Source organism: Streptomyces kronopolitis, from assembly GCF_014646275.1.
Lineage (GTDB): Bacteria > Actinomycetota > Actinomycetes > Streptomycetales > Streptomycetaceae > Streptomyces > Streptomyces kronopolitis.
This window is the reverse complement of record NZ_BMND01000005.1, coordinates 66,593-86,993: the sequence shown is the minus strand read 5'-3', so window position 1 is coordinate 86,993 and position 20,401 is coordinate 66,593. Positions and strand designations below refer to the sequence as shown.

Annotated in this window: 25 protein-coding genes; 13 read left to right on the top strand and 12 right to left on the bottom strand. The window is 73.1% G+C overall.

The window, feature by feature from the left end:
• Positions 1-160 precede the first annotated feature (160 nt).
• Positions 161-1,282 (top strand): helix-turn-helix domain-containing protein, encoded by a 1,122-nt coding sequence (locus IEY78_RS08330; protein WP_189096963.1) that lies wholly within the window; start codon positions 161-163, stop codon positions 1,280-1,282.
• On the opposite strand, the gene IEY78_RS08325 is transcribed toward IEY78_RS08330, so the two are convergent.
• From IEY78_RS08325 to IEY78_RS08305, 5 genes are all read right to left on the bottom strand, one after another.
• The gene (locus tag IEY78_RS08325) at positions 1,194-2,186 is read right to left on the bottom strand and encodes a zinc-dependent alcohol dehydrogenase family protein (RefSeq protein ID WP_189096962.1); all 993 of its coding nucleotides are present in this window, start codon (positions 2,184-2,186) and stop codon (positions 1,194-1,196) included. The two genes, IEY78_RS08330 and IEY78_RS08325, sit on opposite strands and share 89 nt — an antisense overlap.
• On the bottom strand, positions 2,183-3,052 hold the full coding sequence (locus tag IEY78_RS08320) for a carbohydrate ABC transporter permease (RefSeq protein WP_373294100.1): 870 nt from the start codon (positions 3,050-3,052) through the stop codon (positions 2,183-2,185). Before IEY78_RS08320 ends, IEY78_RS08325 begins: the two co-directional genes overlap by 4 nt.
• Positions 3,053-3,057: 5 nt before the next feature.
• Positions 3,058-4,041, bottom strand: coding sequence for a carbohydrate ABC transporter permease (locus IEY78_RS08315; RefSeq protein WP_229699785.1), 984 nt, complete (start codon positions 4,039-4,041; stop codon positions 3,058-3,060).
• Entirely contained in the window at positions 4,022-5,401 is a 1,380-nt protein-coding gene (locus IEY78_RS08310) for an ABC transporter substrate-binding protein (protein ID WP_189096960.1), read from the bottom strand. Before IEY78_RS08310 ends, IEY78_RS08315 begins: the two co-directional genes overlap by 20 nt.
• Before the next feature lie 200 nt (positions 5,402-5,601).
• Complete coding sequence (locus tag IEY78_RS08305) at positions 5,602-6,363, bottom strand: DeoR/GlpR family DNA-binding transcription regulator (protein ID WP_189096959.1); 762 nt, start codon at positions 6,361-6,363, stop codon at positions 5,602-5,604.
• Positions 6,364-6,669: 306 nt separating this feature from the next.
• Here IEY78_RS08305 and IEY78_RS08300 point away from each other — a divergent pair, with 306 nt between their 5' ends.
• A complete protein-coding gene (locus IEY78_RS08300; RefSeq protein WP_229699784.1) occupies positions 6,670-7,092 on the top strand; it encodes an STAS domain-containing protein in 423 nt (140 codons plus the stop codon).
• A gap of 34 nt (positions 7,093-7,126) precedes the next feature.
• Here IEY78_RS08300 and IEY78_RS08295 read toward each other — a convergent pair whose 3' ends face one another.
• A complete protein-coding gene (locus IEY78_RS08295) occupies positions 7,127-7,879 on the bottom strand; it encodes a hypothetical protein (RefSeq protein WP_189096958.1) in 753 nt (250 codons plus the stop codon).
• Between the two features lie 2 nt (positions 7,880-7,881).
• Positions 7,882-8,526, bottom strand: a complete 645-nt coding sequence (locus IEY78_RS08290) for an RNA polymerase sigma factor (protein ID WP_189096957.1) — start codon at positions 8,524-8,526, stop codon at positions 7,882-7,884.
• Positions 8,527-8,904: 378 nt separating this feature from the next.
• Here IEY78_RS08290 and IEY78_RS08285 point away from each other — a divergent pair, with 378 nt between their 5' ends.
• Positions 8,905-9,723, top strand: a complete 819-nt coding sequence (locus IEY78_RS08285) for an SAM-dependent methyltransferase (RefSeq protein WP_189096956.1) — start codon at positions 8,905-8,907, stop codon at positions 9,721-9,723.
• Between the two features lie 36 nt (positions 9,724-9,759).
• Here the strand turns inward: IEY78_RS08285 and IEY78_RS08280 are convergent, their stop codons facing one another.
• From IEY78_RS08280 to IEY78_RS08265, 4 genes are all read right to left on the bottom strand, one after another.
• On the bottom strand, positions 9,760-10,191 hold the full coding sequence (locus tag IEY78_RS08280; protein WP_189096955.1) for a PTS-dependent dihydroxyacetone kinase phosphotransferase subunit DhaM: 432 nt from the start codon (positions 10,189-10,191) through the stop codon (positions 9,760-9,762).
• The gene (gene dhaL, locus IEY78_RS08275) at positions 10,188-10,784 is read right to left on the bottom strand and encodes a dihydroxyacetone kinase subunit DhaL (protein ID WP_189097136.1); all 597 of its coding nucleotides are present in this window, start codon (positions 10,782-10,784) and stop codon (positions 10,188-10,190) included. Before dhaL ends, IEY78_RS08280 begins: the two co-directional genes overlap by 4 nt.
• Positions 10,785-10,853: 69 nt before the next feature.
• The gene (gene dhaK, locus IEY78_RS08270; protein WP_189096954.1) at positions 10,854-11,846 is read right to left on the bottom strand and encodes a dihydroxyacetone kinase subunit DhaK; all 993 of its coding nucleotides are present in this window, start codon (positions 11,844-11,846) and stop codon (positions 10,854-10,856) included.
• A 546-nt stretch (positions 11,847-12,392) separates the two neighbouring features.
• A complete protein-coding gene (locus tag IEY78_RS08265) occupies positions 12,393-14,516 on the bottom strand; it encodes a SpoIIE family protein phosphatase (protein WP_189096953.1) in 2,124 nt (707 codons plus the stop codon).
• A gap of 265 nt (positions 14,517-14,781) precedes the next feature.
• On the opposite strand from IEY78_RS08265, the gene IEY78_RS08260 reads away from it, so the two are divergent.
• The 9 genes from IEY78_RS08260 (at position 14,782) to IEY78_RS08220 (ending at position 18,960) form a co-directional block, all read left to right on the top strand.
• A complete protein-coding gene (locus IEY78_RS08260) occupies positions 14,782-15,177 on the top strand; it encodes a gas vesicle protein GvpO (RefSeq protein WP_189096952.1) in 396 nt (131 codons plus the stop codon).
• 84 nt (positions 15,178-15,261) lie between these two features.
• Positions 15,262-15,714 (top strand): gas vesicle structural protein GvpA, encoded by a 453-nt coding sequence (locus IEY78_RS08255; protein WP_189096951.1) that lies wholly within the window; start codon positions 15,262-15,264, stop codon positions 15,712-15,714.
• A 3-nt stretch (positions 15,715-15,717) separates the two neighbouring features.
• Positions 15,718-16,431, top strand: a complete 714-nt coding sequence (locus IEY78_RS08250) for a GvpL/GvpF family gas vesicle protein (RefSeq protein ID WP_189096950.1) — start codon at positions 15,718-15,720, stop codon at positions 16,429-16,431.
• A 9-nt stretch (positions 16,432-16,440) separates the two neighbouring features.
• Positions 16,441-16,692 carry a gas vesicle protein GvpG gene (locus tag IEY78_RS08245; RefSeq protein ID WP_189096949.1) on the top strand — a complete coding sequence of 84 codons (252 nt, stop codon included), beginning with the start codon at positions 16,441-16,443 and terminating at the stop codon, positions 16,690-16,692.
• Between the two features lie 81 nt (positions 16,693-16,773).
• Entirely contained in the window at positions 16,774-17,298 is a 525-nt protein-coding gene (locus IEY78_RS08240; protein WP_189096948.1) for a gas vesicle protein, read from the top strand.
• Positions 17,295-18,110 (top strand): GvpL/GvpF family gas vesicle protein, encoded by an 816-nt coding sequence (locus IEY78_RS08235; protein WP_189096947.1) that lies wholly within the window; start codon positions 17,295-17,297, stop codon positions 18,108-18,110. Before IEY78_RS08240 ends, IEY78_RS08235 begins: the two co-directional genes overlap by 4 nt.
• A gap of 10 nt (positions 18,111-18,120) precedes the next feature.
• Positions 18,121-18,372: a gas vesicle protein gene (locus tag IEY78_RS08230; protein WP_189096946.1), complete on the top strand. Its 252-nt coding sequence runs from the start codon at positions 18,121-18,123 to the stop codon at positions 18,370-18,372.
• A complete protein-coding gene (locus tag IEY78_RS08225) occupies positions 18,362-18,769 on the top strand; it encodes a gas vesicle protein K (RefSeq protein WP_189096945.1) in 408 nt (135 codons plus the stop codon). Before IEY78_RS08230 ends, IEY78_RS08225 begins: the two co-directional genes overlap by 11 nt.
• A 17-nt stretch (positions 18,770-18,786) precedes the next feature.
• On the top strand, positions 18,787-18,960 hold the full coding sequence (locus IEY78_RS08220) for a CsbD family protein (RefSeq protein ID WP_189096944.1): 174 nt from the start codon (positions 18,787-18,789) through the stop codon (positions 18,958-18,960).
• Positions 18,961-19,011: 51 nt separating this feature from the next.
• Here IEY78_RS08220 and IEY78_RS08215 read toward each other — a convergent pair whose 3' ends face one another.
• Positions 19,012-19,542 carry a Dps family protein gene (locus IEY78_RS08215; RefSeq protein WP_189097135.1) on the bottom strand — a complete coding sequence of 177 codons (531 nt, stop codon included), beginning with the start codon at positions 19,540-19,542 and terminating at the stop codon, positions 19,012-19,014.
• Between the two features lie 339 nt (positions 19,543-19,881).
• Here IEY78_RS08215 and IEY78_RS08210 point away from each other — a divergent pair, with 339 nt between their 5' ends.
• Entirely contained in the window at positions 19,882-20,208 is a 327-nt protein-coding gene (locus tag IEY78_RS08210) for a plasmid stabilization protein (protein ID WP_189096943.1), read from the top strand.
• Positions 20,209-20,401 lie beyond the last annotated feature (193 nt).

Here is a 20,401-nt window from a genome sequence, read left to right as displayed (position 1 = left end):
CGCCCCGCGCTCCCCACCTTCACCACCGCGCAGGCCGAAGGCTCCCGACCGCCCTGGACAGCCGCGTGCCCCCCGGGCAGTCTGGCGGCGGGGTCCGCACGGCCGGGCCCCGAACGGGGGGCCCTGGCCACAGGGTTCATGAGCATGCCGCGGGGGCCGCATGTTGCGCATCCATTTCGAGGACCGGGATCTGGCACGGGTGCAGATCGCCGCCGAACCCGATCCGCTCTGGGAGACCGTGCTGGCCATGCACCAACTGGTGCCGCCCGGCCGCGGCGTGCCGGTCTTCGGGCCCTGGCGCGCCAGGGCCCGAAGCGAACTGGACGAGCGGGGGCTGATACCCGCCGCCCGGCTGATCGCCGCCCTGGCCCCGGCCCACGCCCCGTACTTCCCGGACTTCCTCACCCCCGACGCGGCCCGCGACGGCCTGGCCGCGGGCCTGGCGGCGCTGCGGGACACGCCCCCGGGCCGGCTGGTCGCCGAGACCGCGCGGGCCGGGCTGCCGGCCCGGCTCCCGCGCTGGACCGGCGCGCTGGCCGCGGGCGGCCGGCGGCCGCTCGACGAACTCGCCGCCGCACTGCGGGACGTGCACCGCGCGGTGATCGCCCCGGACTGGACGGAGGCGGCCGCCACGGTCGACTCCGACCGCGGCGCCCGCGCCCGCACCCTGTGCCGCGACGGCGTCGACCGGCTGCTGGACGCCTACCGCCCCGCGCTGCGCTGGGAGCCGCCGGTGCTGCACGTCGACTATCCGCACGACCGCGATCTGCGGCTCCAGGGGCGCGGACTGCGGCTGATCCCCTCCCACTTCTGCTGGCGCAGACCCATCGCCCTGGCCGACCCCGGACTGCCGCCGGTGCTGGTCCACCCCGTGGAGCACACCGCGTCCTGGGCGCCGGCCACCACCCGCGGCCGCCATCCGCAGGCGCTGTGCACCCTGCTCGGCCGGACCCGGGCGCGCATCCTGGCCGCCCTCGACGCCCCGGCCACCACCGGCGAACTCGCCCGCCGCTTACGGGTCTCCGCCCCCTCGGCCAGCGAGCACGTGAGCGCCCTGCGCGAGGCCAACCTCGCCCGCAGCCGGCGGGACGGCGGCTGCGTCATCCACGCCCTCACCCCGCTCGGCACGGCGCTGCTGCACGGCGAACTCGCCCCCGCGGGCGGCGCCGTGCCGCAGCGCCGCCCGCCGGGCCTCACGGCCGTACCAGGATCTTCCGCCCTTCGCCTGCCCGGAAGCGGCCCAGTGCCTCGGCGTAGCGGTCCAGCGGCAGCCGGTCGCTGATGAAGACCTCCGGGTCCAGGGCCCCGGCGGCGAACAGCTCCGCGGCGCGCTCGTAGCTGTGCAGGACCGCCATCGAGCCGGTGATGGTGATCTCCTGGTTGTAGATGCGGTAGGGATCGATGGTGGCGCGGGCCGCGTAGTCGGCGACGCCGAACTGGAGGTAGGTGCCGCCCTTGCCGACCCGCCCCAGCGCGTCCTGGATGGCGTGCGCGTTGCCGGTGGCGTCGATGACCACGTCCCAGCCGCGTGGCCGGTCCAGCTCGTCGGCGGAGCCGGCCGCGGCGCTGCAGCCCAGGGTGCGGGCGGTGGCCAGCCGCTGCGGGTTGATGTCGACGACATCGACGCCGGCCGCGCCGGTGCGCTTGGCCAGCTCCAGCATCATCAGACCCATCGTGCCCGAGCCGTAGATCAGGACCCGGGTGCCCAGCTGGGCCGAGCGCAGGATGTCGTAGCCGCGGACGGCGCAGGAGAGCGGCTCGATCAGGGCCGCGTCCTCGGTGCGGATGTGCTCCGGCAGCTTGACGCAGTTGGCGACGGGGGCGACGGCGAACTCGGCGGCGCCGCCGGACGTCGTCACCCCGATCGCGGCCCAGCGCTCGCAGAGGTTGTTGCGCCCCCGGCGGCAGTAGTGGCACTCGTGGCAGTACAGCGACGGGTCGACGGCCACCCGGTCGCCCTCGGCCAGTTCGGTCACCGCGCTGCCGGTGGCGACGACCGTGCCGGCGAACTCGTGGCCCGGCACGACGGGCAGCGTCGGCGCGAACTCGCCCTGGAGGATGTGCAGATCGGTGCCGCACAGTCCGCACGCGGCGACCGAGACCACGACCTCGCGGGGGCCGGGCGCCGGGTCCTCGACGGTGCTGACCTCGACCGTGCCGGGGGCGCTGATCACTGCGGCTTTCATTTCACGGCTCCAAGCGACAGGCCCTGGACGAGTTTGTCCTGGGCGGCGAACCCGGCGAGCAGCACCGGGAGGGAGATGACGGTGGCGGCGGCGCACACCTTGGCCAGGAACAGGCCCTGGCTGGTCACGAGTCCGGTCAGGAACACCGGCGAGGTACCGGCGACGACGCCGGTGAGGACCCGCGCGAACAACAGCTCGTTCCAGCTGAAGATGAAGGAGATCAGGGCCGTCGCCGCGATGCCGGGCATGGCGACCGGCGCGACGATCCGGGTGAGGGTGGTGGTCAGCCCCGCCCCGTCGATCGAGGCGGCCTCCAGCATCTCCACCGGGACCTCGGCGAGGAACGAGCGCATCATCCACACCGCGATCGGCAGGTTCATCGAGGTGTAGAGCAGGACCAGCAGCCAGATGCTGTCGAGCATCCCGGTGTGCTGGGCGACGAGGTAGACCGGCAGCAGCCCGGCCACCAGCGGCAGCATCTTCGTGGACAGGAAGAAGAAGAGCACATCGCTCCACTTGCGCACCGGCTTGATGGCCAGCGCGTAGGCGGCGGGCACCGCCAGCAGCAGCACCAGCAGGGTCGAGGCGACGGAGGCGGTCAGCGAGTTGAGCAGCGGGGGCCAGGGGCTGACGCCGCTGCCCGAGGCGCCGAAGAACTCGCGGTAGCCGTGCAAGCTGAGTCCGGCGCCGACGCTCGGCGGATTGGTCGCCGCGTCCGCCTCGCTGTGGAAGGACGTCAGCACCATCCAGGCGACGGGCAGGAAGAAGGCGATGCCGCACAGCCAGGCCGCCAGGCCCAGCAGACCGCCGGTGCGCCGCCGGCGCCGGGTGGCCGGGGAGCGGTCGCGGCGCGGGCTCAGGGACATGCCGGTCATCGGGTGACCTCCTCGCGCAGCAGGGACGAGACGGTGCGCAGCGCGAAGGTCGCCACCAGCAGCGAGCACAGCACCACGACGACGCCCTGCGCGGACGCCCGTCCGTAGTCATGGGCCTGGTAGAAGGTCTGGTAGATGGTGTACGGAAGGTTGGCGGTGCCCAGGCCGCCGGAGGTGAGGGTGAACACCGCGTCGAAGTTCTGGACGACGTACACCGTGCCCAGCAGGGCGGCCAGTTCGAGGTAGCGTCGCAGGTGCGGCAGGGTCAGATAGCGGAAGATGTCGAACGCGGAGGCGCCGTCCATCCGGGCCGCCTCGACCGCGTCCGCCGCCCGGCTCTGCAGCCCGGCCAGCAGGATCAGCATCATGAACGGGGTCCACTGCCAGATCAGCGACACCTCCACCGCGGCCAGCGGGGAGTCGGTCATCCAGTCCGGCTGCGGCGGGTTGTCGCTGCCGAACAGCCCCCATATCCAGGTCAGCGCGCCGTTGAGCAGCCCGTACGAGGCGTTGTACAGCGCGTGCTTCCACAGCAGCGCGGAGGCGACCGGCACGATGAGGAACGGCGTGATGAGCAGGGTCCGCACGAGGCCGCGCCCGCGGAAGCTCCGGTCGAGCAGCAGCGCCAGACCGAGCCCGAGGAGCAGGCTGACCAGCACCACGGTCACCGTCAGCAGCACGGTCGTGCCCACCGAGGCCCGCATCGCCGGATCGGTGAAGACTGCGCGGTAGTTGTCGAGGGCGGCGAAGCCGCGGTGGTCGGGGGCCAGCGCGTTCCAGCGGGTGAACGAGATCACCACCGTGGCCAGGAACGGCAGTTGGGTGACGAGGACGAGGAAGACCAGTGCCGGCAGGAGGGGCGCCCGGCGGGCCCATTCCTTCGCCCGCTCACCGCGGCGGACCCGCACGGCCGGGCGGACGCCATCGCCGATGGCGGAGGCCGGGGCGCCGGCCACGGGTTCAGTGATCCCGGTAGGCATCGGACACCTCCTGTGCCAGTCGCTGGCTCTTCGTCAGGGCCTCGGGGACGCTCTGCTTGCCCGCGATGGCCGAGCTGATCTCGTTCGACGTCTTGGTGCCCAGGTCGGAGAACTCGGGTATGCCGACGAACTGGATCCCGGGCGCCGGGCGCGGCTGCACGCCGGGGTCCTGCGGCCGGGCCGCGCTGATCGCCCGCTCGGTCGCACCGGCGAACGCCCCGGATTCCTTGGCGTAGGACGGGTCGCGGTAGAGCGAGGCCCGCTTGCCGCCAGGCACCCGCGACCAGCCCAGCTCGTGGCCCACCAGCTGCTCGTACTTCTTGCCGGAGGACCAGGAGATGAATTTCCAGGCCGCGTCCTGGTGCTTGCTCGCCTTCTGCACACCCCAGGCCCAGGTGTAGAGCCAGCCCGCCTCACGGGTGCGCTCCACCGGCGCCGGGGCGTAGCCGACCTTGCCGGCGACCTTGGAGTCGCCGCTCTCCAGCGAACCGGCGCCGGCCGTCGCGTCGTACCACATGGCGACCTTGCCCTGCTGCATGTCGTTGAGGCACTCGGTGTAGCCGGCCTGCGGGGCGCCCCGCTCGCCGTGCTTGCGCACCAGGTCGACGTAGAAGCGGGTGGCGGCGGTGAACTCCGGGCTGCCGACCTTCGCCCGCCAGTCCTTGTCGAACCAGGTGCCGCCGAAGGTGTTGACGACGGTGGTCAGCGGGGCCGCCAGCTGGCCCCAGCCGGGCTGGCCGCGCAGGCAGATGCCCTTCATGCCGGGGCGGGAGCCGTCGAGTTTCGCCGCCATGGCGGCGACCTGGTGCCAGGTGGGGCGGGCGGGCATGGTCAGCCCGGCGGCCTTGAGGAGGTCCTTGCGGTACATCAGGAAGGAGGACTCGCCGTAGAACGGCTCCGCGTAGAGCTTGCCGTCGGCCGCGGTCAGCGAGGAGCGGACCGGGGGGAGGATGTCGCCCTGGTCGAATCCGCGGTCCGCCGCGGCCCGCCCGCCGAGCGGGGAGAGCCAGCCGTTGCGGGCGTAGATGGGCGTCTCGTAGTTGCTGACGCTGGCCACGTCGTACTGCCCGGCCTGGCTGGAGAAGTCCTGGCTCATCTTGTCGCGCAGATCGTCCTCCGGCAGCACGGTGAAGTGGACCGTGATGCCGGTCTCCTTGGTGAAGTGCTCGGCGGTGAGCCGTTGCAGATCCACCATCTGCGGGTTGTTGACCATCAGGACGTTGAGCGTGTCGCGGCCTTCGTTGCCCGCGTCGCCGGCGCCGCGGTAGCAGCCGGTGGTGGACAGCGCCAGGGCCACCGCCAGGGCGGTCAGCCCCAGGGGGCGGCCGCCGCGGCGCGGTCCGGGGGGTCGTGCTCTCACGGCTCGTACCTTTCTGAGGGCGTGGACAGGGGTCGGGGGAGGGAGCACCGCCGCGGATGGGCGGTGCGGGGGCGCGTACCGCTGTTTCGGGGTACGCCAGGGAGCCGTCCGGCGGCCGGGGTCTCCCGGCTTCCGGCGGTGCGCTGTGGAGGATGTGGTGATGCGGTACGGGGCCGGTCGTCCGGGCGGCCCCCGCCCGGTCAGACCCGGAGCACCTGCGGCCCCAGGAGCGAGTAGCGATGCGCCTCCGGCGCGGACAGGCCCGCGTCGGTGACGATCGTGTCGATGTCGCGCACCTCGCCGAACCGGCAGAAGCTGCTGGCGCCGAACTTGCTGTGCACGCCCACCAGCACCCGGCGCCGGGCGGAGCGCAGGGCCTGCTCCTTGACCTCGGCCACCGCCGGGTCCGGGGTGGTCAGGCCGTGTTCCCGGGAGACGCCGTTCGCCCCCAGGAAGGCCAGGTCGATCACGAACCGGGCGAGCATGTCGCGGGCCCAGGAGCCCACCGTGGCCTGGGTGCCCGCGCGCACCCGGCCGCCCGCCAGCAGGACGGTGATGTCATCGGACGCCGCGACCAGCGAGGCGGTCCGCAGCGAGGCGGTGAGCACGGTCAGCGGGCGGTCGGCGGGCAGCAGCGTGGCGACCAGCTCGGGCGTGTAGCCCTCGTCGACGAAGACCGTCTCCGCCTCGCCGACCAGCCCCGCCGCGGCCGCCGCGATCCGGCGCTTCTCGTCCACCTGCTGGGTCTCCCGGCGGGCGAGCGTGGTCTCGAAACCGGCGCTCTCGACCGGATACGCCGCCCCGTGGGTGCGCCGGACCAGGCCCCGGCGCTCCAGCTCGCTCAGATCGCGCCGCACGGTCTCCCGGGCGACGCCGAACTCCGCCGCGGCGTCCGCGACCTCGACCCGGCCGGACTGCCGGGCGAGCGCGAGGATGCGGTGCTGGCGTTCCTCGGCCCTCATGGCTCACTCCTGGCTGGTTCTGATTGTTTCCGTTTTCCGTTCGGTCACGGCACTGCCCGTTTCCGCCCGCATCAGGTTTATAGCAAGCAGGGCGGTGCAAAAGGATGCCCGTTACGGCAGAAGATCTGCCCGTTTCTGCCCGCTCGGGCGCCCTGTCAGCCTGGCCGGACGCACGAACGGGTGCCCGTACGGCCCTGGTCACGGGCCCGTAGGGGGCTCCGGGACCGGCCGGAGGGCGGGCCCGCGGAGGTGCGCCGCCCGGCCGTGGCGGTGAGGCCGCCCGCGGCGGCGCTTAGTCTGGACGCCATGAGTGCGGAGATGCGGTCGTTGGCGGTCACTGCGATCGTGCAGGCGGAGGAGTGCGCGGTGCTGCGGGTCAGCGGAGAGCTGGACCTCCGCACCGAGCAGGCGTTTCTCGCCGAGGCGCGGTCGGTGGTCTCGGCCGGGCACCGCTTCCTGGTGCTCGATCTGACCGCACTGCGCTTCTGCGACTCACGGGGCCTGAGCTGCCTGCTCGCCCTGGAGTGGCTGTGCCGCCGGCTGGAGGGCCGGCTGCTGCTGGCCTCGCTCGGGGTGCGGATGCTGCGCCTGCTGGTCGGCACGCAGTCCCTGAACGTCTTCTCCTGCTATCCCACCGTCGGCCACGCGCTGACCGCGGTTCCCGACGCCAGCCGCCCGGCCTGGCCGCCGGAGGTGGAGGACTCCGCCCCGGACCCGGACGAGGCGTGAGGCACCCGGGCCCGGTGGCCGCCCGCCGGGCCTGCTACCGCGCCCGGCCGAGATCCCGGACGAGTGTGGGGGAGGGGTGCGGGATCGCCCCGAAGTCCTCGTCCTCGCCGTCCACGGCGAGGCGGTGGATCACCTCCTCCAGGGCGTCCGGCAGGGTCGGCGCCAGCCCGCTGTGCCACTGGACCAGCAGGTTGTGCCGGGCGGAGTCCGGCAGCAGCTGCTTCTCGTCGAACGCGGCCACGCAGCGGCGCTCCTCGTCGGGCGCGTGGGCGGCCTGCTCGCGCCAGTAGGCGGCGTCCCGGTACTCGCCGTTGCGGCGGTGGGACAGATACAGGCAGTAGGCGGCGGTGCGGCTGCCGGCGCCGGCGCCGAAGTGCCACCAGAAGTGCGCCGCGTCCCCGCGCCCGGTGATGTGCAGCAGGCAGGCGAAGACCAGCGCCCCCTCGGGGTCGATGCGGTGGTCGTTGACCAGCCGCTCCAGGCTCGCCGCGGCCGCCGCGGCGTTGACGACCAGCGCGCAGGCCAGCTGGAGCTCATGGGTGGCCTCGTCGCGGGCGCTGGGATAGGTGCTGGGCGCGCCCTGGCCGTCGCGCGCCGCCGACACCGCCGGCGGCGGGCCGTCGGGGTCGGCCGCCCCCCTGCGGCGGGTGGTGCCCAGGGCACCGAGCACCCCCGCGTCGTCGAGATCGTGGAACCCCGAGAGGCCCTCGATCCAGGACACCGCGGCGGCGGCGCTGAGCAGCGTCTCGACGGTCTCCCGGCGGGCGGCGGGACGGATGTGCGACATGGTCAGTTCCCCCTGGGGTTTCCCCGGTCGATGCCGAGCGCGGCGGCGAGCTTGCGCTTGCCGCGGCTCGCGTAGGAGCGCACGGTCACTTCGTCGACGCCGAGCAAGGAGCCGATCTGGGCGTCGCTGTAGCCGATGACATGGCGCAGCACGATCACGTCGCACTGCCGCTCCGGCAGCCGCGCGATGGCCGCGTACAGCCCCAACTGGCTCTCCAGCATGGCGAATTGCTGCTGGCACTCGCGCAGCAGGGCGTGCGTGACGACGGCGAAGGCGGCGGTCTCGGTGAGCGCGGTGGGCTGCTGGTGGTCGTAGAGCCACTCCACCACCCGCTCCTTGAGCACCGACCAGGCGTAGGCCTCCACCGACGCCTGCCGTAGGGCGTGTGGCCACAGCCTGCCGAGCCGCTCATACGCCGCCCGGGTGACCTCCCTGGCCGCGGCCTGGCTGCCGGTGTGCAGATAGGCGTACGTCAGCCACTTGCGCGCATGCGTCGACAGGAACGCCTCGAAGGTGATCGACAGCTGGCGGTCGAGCGCGACCGGTGTGACGGACGGGAGCCCGCAGCGGGATGGTGCCGATAACTCCGCGGTATGGGCATGCGCCGGGGCGCACGCCGGTAGCGGTCGGTCCCGGTCTACGCTCACGAGCCGTCCTCGTTCCGATTGCCGTGCTCCGCCATCGGGCGCCGAGGCGGGCCGGCGGCGGGAGAGCGGTTGCCCTCACCCTCCAATGAACCGGAAAGTACGCCCGTTTGTGGCATCGCGTGGGCAAAAATCTTCCGTAGCGTATTCATATGACTACGCGTGACACGGGCATGTGACGCCGGTGCCGCGGGCGGTTCCGGTTGCCGGGCGCCTTCGCCGCTGCGCTCCGGCATGTTCCGGGGCGGACGGGGCAGTGCTTCCCCAGCCAGGCGCACGGCGGCGCGGGATGCGCCGCCGGGGTGCGCGGCGTACGAGGGGGAGGCACCGCGCGCCGGTCGGGCGCCGGCGTCATATGCCGTACCGGGGAGGCAGCGCACGATGAACGAGCACGAGTCCGTGGTGGACCTGCGGCTGGACCGGGCCCATTCGTCCCGGATCTACGACTACTTCCTGGGTGGCAAGACCAACTTCCTCGCCGACCGGATGGCCGCCGGCAGCGTGCTGGGCGTCTTCCCCGCCGCGCTGGTCGCGGCCCGCATCAACCGCGAGTTCATGCACCGCACCACCCGCGTCCTGGCCGCGTCCGGGATGCGGCAGTTCCTCGACATCGGCACCGGCATCCCGACCGCGCCGAACCTCCACGACGTCGCCCAGGGCATCGCCCCCGACGCCCGGGTCGTCTACACCGACAACGACCCGATCGTCCTCGCGCACGCCGCGGCCCTGCTGCGCAGCACCCCCGAGGGCCGGACCGCCTACGTCCAGGCCGACGTCCACGACCCCGCGGGCATCCTCACCGCGCCCCAGCTCCTGGACACCCTCGATCTGGGCCGCCCGGTCGCACTCAGCCTGAACGCGCTGATGCACTTCGTCCCCGACGACGGCGGCGACCGCGCCCACGAGATCGTCGAGTGCCTCAAGGCCGCGCTGCCCAGCGGCAGTACGCTCGCCATGAGCCACGCGACACCGGACTTCAGCCCCGAGGCCATGGGCAAGATCATCAAGATCTACGGGGAGGCCGGCACCCGGCTCCAGTTCCGCTCCCGCGCCGCGTTCCTGCGCTTCTTCGACGGCTGGGAGCTGCTGGAGCCGGGCGTGACGCTCTCCCACCAGTGGCGCCCGGACCACCCCGAGGACGCCACACACGTCACCGACGCGGAGGCCGCCTGCTACGCGGGCGTCGCCCGCAAACCCTGAGCAGGGCGCGGCAGCCGGCCTCCGGTCCGGTCTGCCTCACTCCTTGCGGTAGCCGTACGCCTCCCCGGCCGCCGCCGCGACCGCGTCCAGATCCGCGCCGGTCGAGGCGGTGACCACCGCGGCCACCGCGCCCTCCACGAACGGCGCGTCCACCAGCCGCGCGCCCTCGGGGAGTTCGTCGCCCTCGGCGAGCAGCGACTTCACGGTCAGCACGGCGCTGCCCAGGTCGACCAGGATCGCCACCCCGGCACCCCGGTCCACCGACCGGGCCGCTTCGGTGATCAGCTCCGCGCTCGTGCCCAGTCCGCCGTCCGGACCGCCGCCCGCGGCGGCCACCGGCACCGTGCCGCCGCCACCGGCGAGCCCGACCGCCAGCTGTGCCACCGACTCGGCGACCGGCGCGCTGTGCGACACCAGCACCACCCCGACCGTGCCGCCGGCCGCACCGTCCGTCGTCCGCTCGCTCACTTCGCCACCTCCGCGAGGGCCGCGAACAGCAGCGCCGAGGACGTCGCCCCCGGATCCTGGTGCCCGATGCTGCGTTCGCCCAGATAGCTGGCCCGGCCCTTCTTGGCCTGGAGCGGCACGGTCGCCAGCGCCCCCTTCTCGGCGGCGGTGGCCGCCGCGTCGAAGGAGGTCGCCAGCGCCTCGACCCCCGGCACCAGCGCGTCGAGCATCGTCTTGTCGCCCGGCGCCGAGCCGCCGAGCTGCGCCACCGCGTCGACCCCGGCGCTCAGCCCGGTCCGCAGCTCCTGCGCGGACACCTGCGGCTCCTCGCCGAGCGCCTTGCCGGCCCGCCGCAGCAGCGTCCCGTACAGCGGCCCGGACGCCCCTCCCACACTGGAGATCAGCTTGCGTCCGGCGGCGGTCAGCACGGCGCCGGGCGTGGCCGGCGGCTCCGCCTCCAGCGCTGTGACCACGGCCGCGAAGCCGCGCTGCATATTCCTCCCGTGGTCGGCGTCACCGATGGGGGAGTCCAGCTCGGTGAGCCGGTCGGCCTCCCGGTCGATGACGGCGGCCGCCGCCGTCATCCAGCGTACGAAGAACGCGGCATCCAGCACCGTTTCGGACACGGACTACTCTCCTTGGTCGTTCGGGTACTCAACGAAAAGCGGGTAGCTGGCGCCGGTTCACCGGCCCCAGCGGAGTCCCGCGGTCTGCACCGGCGCGTCCCACAGCCGCAGCAGTTCCCCGTCCACCTGGCACAGCGTCACCGAACAGCCCGCCATGTCCAGCGAGGTCACATAGTTCCCCACGAGCGTGCGGGCCACCGCCACGCCGCGTTCGTCGAGCACCCGGCGGACCTCCGCCTGGAACCCGTACAGCTCCAGCAGCGGGGTCGCGCCCATGCCGTTGACCAGCACCAGCACCGGCAGCCGCGGGTCCAGCTCGGCCAGCACCGCGTCGACCGCGAAGTCCGCGATCTCCCGCGAGGTCATCATCGCGCGGCGCTCGCGCCCCGGCTCACCGTGGATCCCGACGCCCAACTCCAGCTCGCCGTCCGGAAGATCGAACGTCGGGCTGCCCTTCGCGGGAGTCGTGCAGGCGCTCAGCGCCACCCCGAAGCTGCGCGACGACGCCACGACCTGCCGGGCCAGCGCCTCCACCCGCTCCAGCGGCATGCCCTCCTCGGCCGCGGCGCCGGCGATCTTCTCCACGAACAGGGTCGCGCCGGTGCCGCGCCGCCCCGCGGTGAACGTCGAGTCGTTCACCGCGACATCGTCGTCGATGAGCACGCTGGCCACCTGCACCCCCTCGTCCTCCGCCAGCTCGGCCGCCATCTGGAAGTTGAGCACGTCCCCGGTGTAGTTCTTCACGAGGAACAGCACGCCGTGCCCGCTGTCCACGGCCGCCGCGGCACGCACCATCTGGTCGGGCACCGGCGAGGTGAAGACCTCGCCGGGACAGGCGGCGTCCAGCATGCCGGGCCCCACGAATCCCCCGTGCAGCGGCTCGTGACCGCTGCCGCCCCCGGAGACCAGCGCCACCTTCTCCGCCACCGGCGCGTCCCGCCGCACGATCACCCGGTTCTCGACATCCACCACCAGCTCAGGATGCGCCGCTGCCATGCCGCGCAGCGCATCGGCCACCACGGTTTCGGCGACGTTGATCAGCATCTTCATGGGTACCTCCTGGTGAAACTGGCAGTGGGCCCGATGACCGGTGTTTGTCCAGGTCATGGTAGGTAGGCCGCGGTTGATCTCGGTAGTCTCCGGGCAGGGGAATCGGGCTTCGGCGGGCTGCTGCCGACCTCGTGCGGACGGTGCTGACGGCCTCTCGGGTGGCGGGTGCCGGCCTTGGACGTCGAGGTGCGGCGGGACCAGTATCGGACGGTGAGGGGCCTGGCGGCACTGCTGCGTGCTGGTGTCGTTGTGCTCTCTGTAGTGCGTTCCCCTTGGGTTGCCCGCGGGCGTGTCTTCCCTGCCGTCGTCCTCCGGGGGGTGCGCCCCGGCTCTCGGGGACCGTGGTGCGCGGCCCCACCGCGTGGATGTCCCGGCGTGTCACCGTGACGTGGAGAGGCTGCTTCCCTGTTCCGGTCCCGGGTAAAACCCGGCGGCGGTCTTCATCGGGACAGCGTGGAAGCGCGCCGCGGCGCCCGGCCGCTCGCCCCCGCGCCCGCCCGGCCGTTCACCCTTCCCGGCGTCGCCGCACGGCCCGCGGCGCCGGGCTCATACCGGGATGGCCGGGCCGGAGGGCAGGGCGGACAGCAGGAGCAGTGCCACGTCGTCCTGCCGGTCCGTGTCGGCGTCCTTCTCCAGGAGCGCGTCGGCGAGGCGTTCGGGGCCCAGCGGCGGAGCGTCGTGGAGCCGCCCGGCCAGTTCGGCGACCGAGCGCTCGGGGTCCACGCCCGGCGTTTCGACCAGGCCGTCGGTGTAGAGCGCCAGGACGGACCGGGACGGCAGGGTGATCTCCGTGGCGGAGTACCGGGCGTCCGGGTCGATCCCCAGGAGCAGTCCGGGCGGTACGTGCAGCACCGAGGTGTGCCGGTCGGGGTGGCGCAGGATGGGCGGCGGATGACCGGCCCCGGCCAGGCACGCCCGCCGGGTCCGCAGGTCGATGTGGACGTACAGGCAGCTGGTGAACAGCTCCGGGTCCAGATCCGTCAGCAGCCGGTTGGTGCGGGCCAGTACCTCGCCGGGGGACACCCCCGCGGCCGCGTAGGCGCGCACGGCGGTGCGGGCCTGCCCCATGAAGGCCGCGGCCGCCGCGTTGTGCCCCTGGACGTCACCGATGACGGCCGCGATGTGCCCCTCGTCGAGCCGGATCAGGTCGTAGAAGTCGCCGCCGATCTCCATACCGCGGGTCGACGGCAGGTAGCGGCCGGCGACGGCGAACCCGGGCACCTCGGGCAGGCTGTGCGGCAGCAGACCGGCCTGGAGGTCGTGGGCCAGCTGCTGCTTGGTGTCGTACAGCCGGGCGCGGTCCAGCGCCTGGGCGATCAGCCCCGCCAGCGAGGTGAGGACCTGGCGCTCCTGCGGGCTGAAGGTGCGGGGCCGGGTGTAGGAGAGGATGCAGCAGCCGACCGGGCGGCCGGAGACCACCAGCGGCAGCACGGCCCGGGACGCCTTGCCGGTCAGCCGCAGCAGCCCCGGGTAGTCGCGTTCGATGTCCTCGGGGGAGCTGAAGAAGCTGGACTCCCCGGTGGCCAGGGCGTGGACGGCGGGGCTGTGGGCGGCGTCCAGGGCGACGCCCTCGAAGGCGGCGATGGCCTCCGGGGGGTAGCCGCGGTGGCCGATGGTGTGCAGCCGGCCCCCCTCCGCCGCGTACATGATCATGCCCTGGGCGCCGAACGCCGGCACGATCTGACCGGCGATGAGATCGACGACGTCCCGCACGCCCACGGCCTCGGTGAGGGCCGCCGCGAGGTGCAGGACGTGGTAGATCTGCCCGGCCCGCGCCGGTACCACCTCGCCCTGCGCGGGAGGCGGCGTCACCGGCCCGTAGTCCTTCTCCGAGGGGCTGATCCACACGCTCAGCCCGCGGGCGTCCGGGAACAGGCGGAACGTCAGCCACCGGTCCGGCGGCCGGCAGGCGGTGAACGACATCGCCCGGCGGCTGATCACCGCGGCGCGGTAGCGGTCCTCGAAGGCCGGGTCGCGCAGCCACGGCAGGGCGTCCCAGGGGCGCGAGCCGATCAGCCCGGTGTCCGGCCCGCCGAGCAGCTCCGCCGCGCCCGTGGTGACCAGGGTGAAGCGGCCCTCCAGGTCGAGGGCGCAGCAGCCGCCGGGCATCCGCTCCAGGTAGTCGACGGCCGCCAGCGCCTCACGGGGGCTCACGGACCGCGGCGGCGGAGGCGACACGACCCGCGGCGCACCGGCGGGCGCGGCGGGGCCCCGGGGCCGGGGGCGCTCGTCCAGCAGCGCCGCCAGACGCCGGCAGGAGGCCGCCACCGCCTCGTACTCGTCCGCCGACAGCTGCGGCGCGTGCCCGGCCGGCCACATCAGCAGCAGGGCGCCGTGGCCGGTGGCGCCGTCGCCGACCGGGGCGGCCGCCAGCGCGAAGTCGTAGGGCACGGCCACCGCCGTGCGGGGGAAGTCCCGGGCCAGCTGCTGCTGCCCGCCGGCCCACACCAGGCGCCGCTCGCGGGCGGCCACCGCGACCGGGATCGGGGCCGCCAGCGCCACCCGGCTCCACGGCTCCAGGAACGGCGCCGGGATCCCGCTCATGACCGTGAGCTGCAGCACCGGTTCGTCGTCCGCCAGCTCGTAGAGGCCGCCGGCCGAGGCGCCGGTCTTCCGCAGGGCGCCGAGCAGTGCCCGGTCGACCGGATCCGCCCCGGCCCCGCCGGTCATCGCACACCTGCACACAGCTGTCGTCGCGCCATCGAGACCACTCCGGCCCGCCGGTATCCCCGTGCCGAGACCGCCGTGCCGTCTCTCCCGGGTCAGTGCCGACGTTACGCCGCCGACCGGCCCGCGGCACTCGGTTCCCCGACCGCCCCGCCTCCCGCCAGGGGCGGAATCGTTCAAGATGCGCGCAGCCCAGGCCGTATATCATGTAGTGGCGCCTCTTGGAAGTGGCGTGGGCAGCATGTCGCCTCCGAATCCGGAGAAGAACATGGCCGCAGACGAAGAGGACGACACGGAACGAGTCCGGCGTCCGTCCGGTAAGAAGACCGCCAAGAAAGCCGTAAGAAAAACCGGCAGTGGCCGGGCCGACGGCCGCGAGAGCGGGACGACGGAGCGCGCGGCCCGCCGCGTTTCGGCGCCGCGCGCCATGCGGAACGCCTCCGAGCAGCTCGAACAGCTGCTGGGGCGGGCGCCCGAGTCCGTCTCCGCGGTGCAGCCGACGGAGGACGGCTGGCAGGCGGATGTGGAGGTCCTGGAGCTGGAACGGGTGCCCGGAACCACCAGCGTGATGGCGACGTACCGGGTGAGGCTCGACACCGAAGGCGAGCTGGTGGCGTACGAACGCACCCGCCGCTACACCCGCGGCCAGGTCGACCGGCGTTGAGGACCGGCGGCCCGCCGCAGCACGTTCGCCGGGCGAACGACTCGGCCGCCCCGCACGCGGGGTGAGCCGGTGAAGGGAGGCACCGTGACTGTGGTGCCGCAAGGCGGAGGATCCGTCGCCACCGGCGGCGGGGGAGGCTCCGGCAATCTCTACGAGATCCTCGATCTGATCCTGGACCGCGGACTGGTCATCGACGTCTTCGTGCGCGTGTCGCTGGTCGGCATCGAAATTCTCAAGATCGATGCCCGCATCGTCGTCGCGAGCGTCGACACCTACCTGCGCTTCGCCGAGGCCTGCAACCGCCTCGACCTGGAGGAGGGCCGCAAGGCGCCCTCCCAGCTGACCGACCTGGTCGGCGAGGTCACCGAGGGCGGTTCGCACGGCAAGGCCAAGGGCGCGCTGTCCGGGGCCGCGGAAGCCGTCAGCGACGCCCTCAAGGGCGGCGACGACGAGGAGGAGGACGAGGAGAAGCACAAGGAGCCCGCCGGCCGGCGTGAGCGGCCGGCCCGTCGCCCGGCCCGTCGCCGGAAGGAGTGAGCGATGCCCGTCTATGTCTACTCCATCGTGGCGACCAGCCACCCCCAGCACCTCACGTCCCTGCACGGGGTCGGCGACCCGCCGTCCACGCTGCGCACGGTGCGCAGCGAGGAACTCACCGCCGTCGTCAGCGACGCCCCCGAGCAGCTGCGCCCCAAGCGCCGCGACCTCGGCGCGCATCAGGCCGTCCAGGAGACGCTGATGGCCGACGGCACCGTCCTGCCCCTGCAGTTCGGCTTCACCACCACGGACGACGAGGCCGTGCGCGAGGTACTGGAGGAGCGTGCGGAGGAATTCACCGAGCGGCTGGAGGCACTGGAGGGGTGCGTCGAGTACCACCTCAAGGCCGCCCAGGCCGAGGAGGCGCTGCTGCGGCAGATCCTCTCGGAGTCGGACGAGGCACGCACGCTGAACGACCAGCTCAAGAGCGGTACTGGCGGACCGGAACTGCCGCTCGCCCTCGGTGAACTGATCGCCCGGGAAGTACAGGACCGGCAGGAGGCGCTCGCCGGCCAACTCGTCGACGCACTGCGCGGGTTCGCCCGCGAGGAGCGCCTGTCGCAGGCGACCGGGGACGACTTCCTGAGCGTGTCCTTCCTGGTGGAGCAGGACAACGAGAAGAGCTTCCTCGGCGCGCAGCAGGATCTGGCCAAGGAGCTGGGGGAGGACTTCGACCTCCGGCTGCTCGGCCCGCTGCCCGCCTACAGTTTCGTCTAGGGAGTCCCCATGGGACTGTTGAGCCAACTCGCCACCCTTCCGCTGGCGCCCGTGCGCGGCGTGGCCTGGGTCATGGAACGCGTCGTCGACGCCGCGGAGGAGGAGTACTACGACCCCGCACCCATCGAGCGGGAACTCGCCGCCCTCGAACGCGCGCTGCTCGCCGGCGAGATCGATGAGGAGACCTTCGACCGGCGCGAGGACGAACTGCTGGACCGGCTGGAAGAGATCAGGGCGCATGTGCAGGGCACCGGCGGCTGACCGCGGTCACCGGGGAGCCGGCGCGCGGCCGCGCGCTGCGGCCGCCCTGCCGCGAGCGCCGCGGATCGAGGTGCGGCGGCCGTGAACGAACCCCTCGCACGCAGGACGGGCGACTACCCGTCCCGGGCCGCCGCGCCCGGCGGGCAGGGCTCGTCGGCCAACCTCGCCGACATCCTCGAACGGGTCCTGGACAAGGGCATCGTCATCGCGGGTGACATCCAGATCAACCTGCTGGACATCGAGCTGCTCACCATCAAACTCCGGCTGCTGGTCGCCTCGGTGGACAAGGCGAAGGAGATGGGCATCGACTGGTGGGAGCACGACCCCTCGCTCTCCTCCCGCGCCTCCGAAGGCTCCCACTCGCTCGCCGAGGAGAACAAGCGGCTGCGCGCCGAGATCGAGGCGCTGCGCGAGGAACTGCCGGCGGCCGACGAGGAGGAGGACGCGTACGAGGAGGCCGAGTACGTGGAGGGCGAGGGCGGCGAGGAGTACGAGGACGAGGCCGAGCCCGAGGAGAGCCGGCCCGCGCCCCGCCGCACCGCACGGACCTCCCGCGCCGGGCGGCCCGCTCCCCGCTCCCGCGGTAGGCGGCGGGACACGTCATGACGGAGACCATCAGCTACGCGTACGCCGTCGCCCGGGACGACGACGGAACGCTGGACCGGGCGCTGTCCGGACTGCCCGGCGTGGCGGACGCGTCGGTGCACCTGGTGCGCGCCGGACACCGCGGCGAGCTGGTGGTCGCCGTCAGCCCGGTGCCCGAGCAGGACTTCCAGGAGTCCGCGCTGCGCGCCCACCTGGAGGACCTGGACTGGCTGGAGTCGGTGGCCCGCGCCCACCACCGGGTGATCGGCGCGCTGGCCGAGCGCACCACCGTCCTGCCGCTCCGGCTGGCCACGGTGTACCTCGACGACGAACGGGTGCGGCAGATGCTCGACGCCCGCCAGGAGGCCTTCGCGGGACGGCTGTCCGACCTCACCGCCCACACCGAGTGGGGCGTCAAGATCTACGTCGAGGCGCCCGCGGCCACCGACCGCCCGGCCGCCCCGCCGGCCGCACCGGAGCTGAGCCCCGGGCGGGCCTACCTCAGCCACCGCCGGGCCCAGCGGCACGCCCGCGAGGACGCCTACCGCGACGCCGAGGAGATCGCCCGGCGCGTCGAGGACGCCGCCCGGCACCACGCCGTCGACCGGGTCCAGCACCGGCCCCAGCAGGGCGAACTCGCCCGCGGCCCGGGGGAGAACGTCATCAACGACGCCTATCTGGTGCCGGTGGGGCACGCCGAGCGCTTCCGCGCCGACGTCCTGCGGGCCGCCGAGGGCCTGAGCGGGGTGCGCGTCGAGGTCACCGGGCCCTGGGCCCCCTACTCCTTCGCCACGCCGCCCGAAACCGAGCCCACGAGGCGGGCCGCACCATGAGGGCCGCATCGTGAAGGCGGCGGACGGACAGCCGCCGGCGGTGGACCGCGATCCGCTGCCGGACCGGCAGATCGCACTGATCGACCTGCTGGACCGGCTGCTCAGCGGCGGGGTGGTCCTCACCGGCGATGTCGTGCTCTCCATCGCCGACATCGACCTCGTCCGCATCTCCCTGCGCGCGCTGATCGTCTCCATCAGCGAGCAGATGCCCGCCCCGTGGTCCACCACCGCCTCCCCGGTGCGCGACGGCCATGACGGATGAGGACCGCGGCCCCGCCCGGCGCTTCGACGATGTCGCCGACGCGGCCGCCCGGGCGTTCCGGCTGCTGCCCGCGGCGCCGCAGGACGAAGAGCCGTCCGGCGGCAGGGAACGGCGGAGCCCGGCACACCGGCTGCGCACCGATCCGGACACCGTGGAACGCGACCTCATCAAGCTCGTGCTGACCCTCGTCGAGCTGCTGCGCCAGCTCATGGAGCGCCAGGCCCTGCAACGGGTCGACTCCGGCGACCTCACCGAGGAACAGGAGGAGCGGCTGGGAGCGACGCTGATGATTCTGCACGACCGCATGGTGGAACTCTGCGCCCAATACGACCTGAAGATGCAGGACCTCAATCTGGATCTCGGTCCGCTGGGGACGCTGCTGCCACCGGCCGAATGACCCCGAAGGAGCGCGACATGGGCATCGGGAAGAAGACCGGAAACCTCGGCCATATCGTCGGGGGAAAGGCCATGGAATCCACCGGTAAGGCGCTGGGAAACAAGGGCCTGGCCCGCCGGGGGAAAGCCGAACAGGCCAGAGGGAAAATGAAGCAGGCCGTGGAAAGGGGCCGGGACGCGCTGCGGCACTGACCGGCGCGGCCCCGCCCCCGTACGGCGGGGGCGGGGCCGGCGGGGCGGGGGCTAGCGGCGCGCCTGCTGGACGGCCACCCGGCCCGCCGCCGCCTCGGTGTGCGCGGCGTCGGTGCTGAGCGTGCCGCCGGCGCTCTCCAGATGCGCCCGGACGAACCACTGGAACAGCTCCAGCGAGCGCAGATGCTCGACGAGCAGGTCCTGGGTCACCGGATCGACCTCGTCGGTGGCCGCCACGGCCGCCCGGTGGTCCTTGATGATCCCCGAGTAGACGAGGTCCAGCGCGCCCAGGTGCGCGATGGCGTCCGCCCGTCCGACGGAGTAGTCCTCCCAGGTGCGTTCCTCGACCAGCGCGCCCGGCGTGCCGGACGGGGAGCCGCCCAGTGTCGCGATGCGCTCCGCGGTGGCGTCGATCATGGCGCGGACGGAATCCACCTGCGGGTCGAGCATTTCGTGGACGGCGATGAAATGCGGACCCACGACATTCCAGTGCACATGCTTGAGCGTCAGCGCCAGGTCATTGAGCGCGTGCAGCCTCAGCCGAAGGCGTTCGATGACCTCTGCGCCCTCGGCCTCCGTCATGCCGGGAACGGTGTAAGCGGGGGAATTGCTCGCGGCCACGGTGAACTCTCCTTTCACCACAGGTCGATCTTCCTGTGATGGTGATGCGGGTGCCCGGCGGTTCCACCCGGAAACATGTCCTCGGGACCGTTGGGGAAAGCGGCTCGTGGGCACCCGAAAACTCGCGGGCACCCGAAAGCGGCGTCCGCCCGGCCGGACGGCCCATCGCCGCGCGCGCCGAGTCGCGCACCGACGCCGTTCGGGCTGAAGTGGTAGCTGCGGCATTCGGTCGGACGGGCCCGCCGCGTCGCCGCCGCGCACGGCCCGGCGCGGCCGCCCGCCCACGTCAAGGAGGTCAGCATGCCCGCCGGTTCGAGCAAAAAGCGTGAGCGCCAGTACGAGCACATCAAGGAAGGCGCACAGGAACGGGGAACGCCCCGCAAGCGCGCCGAGGAGATCGCCGCGCGCACGGTGAACAAGGAGCGGGCCCGCGCCGGCGAGGCGAAGTCACCGGGCAGGGTCTCCACCCGCGACCCGAAGTCCGCTCCGCAGCGGGGCGGCGAGCGCTCCCACCGCGGTGCGCAGGGCCCGACCAGGGACCAGCTGTACGAGGAGGCGAAGAAGCGCCATGTCGAAGGCCGTTCCTCGATGACCAAGGAGCAGCTGCGCCACGCCCTCGGCCGCTGAGCGCGCCTCCGGCCTCGGTGGTCCGCCCTCGTTCCAGAGTGCGCCGTGTTCGGGCCTCCGCATCTTGAAGCGCAGGAAGAGCCCTCGCGGTGACCTGGTGTATGCGTTTGATGGCGTTGCGTGGTGGAATCGCGCGCCGATACGGCGGCGGACGGCCCGGCCGCAGGTGTGCGGACGCCGGGCAACGGCCCTA